Source organism: Streptococcus mitis, from assembly GCF_002860865.1.
In the GTDB taxonomy this organism is placed as follows: Bacteria; Bacillota; Bacilli; order Lactobacillales; family Streptococcaceae; genus Streptococcus; species Streptococcus mitis_AT.
This window is the reverse complement of sequence record NZ_PKIE01000022.1, coordinates 1-489: the sequence shown is the minus strand read 5'-3', so window position 1 is coordinate 489 and position 489 is coordinate 1. Positions and strand designations below refer to the sequence as shown.

Below are 489 nucleotides of genomic sequence, written 5' to 3'. Positions count from 1 at the left end.
ACAATTACCTATAATGACTTAACAGTTAATACCCTTCAACAAGTAGATACGGTTGAAGAACGTCCAAAAGTGGGAGTGACAGTAAGTCGAAATGGTAAGGTGTTAACTCCAACACAAAATCCTCAACGTGGTGCAGAATACATTGTATATGCAGGTGATGATTTCACAGTTGATTTCACAGCATCTGATAATAGTGGAAAACTAAAAGAGTTTAAGATTGTCGCAAAAGCAGATGCCAACCGATCAGCTTTAACAACTAACTTCTTCCAAGGAGATAGTGGGACAGGTGATGAATATGGTAGAGGTTCAGTCGCTTATCTAAATAGTGGTAATATCAATGCTTCTGAGAACACCCCTGCTCATATTACTGTAAACGCACATTTAAAAGATGATTTACAATATAATTCAGGTAATACATGGCAACGAAATGCTGTTGCTACAGACCAAGAAAACTATCAGAGTCAAATTGGTAGTCTTGGGAATGTTCGT

1 protein-coding gene is annotated in these 489 nt (G+C 37.6%); it reads left to right on the top strand.

What is annotated here, in order from left to right:
* The coding region (locus tag CYK18_RS10895) for a hypothetical protein (protein ID WP_180948056.1) at window positions 1–489 on the top strand (489 nt) is incomplete at both ends.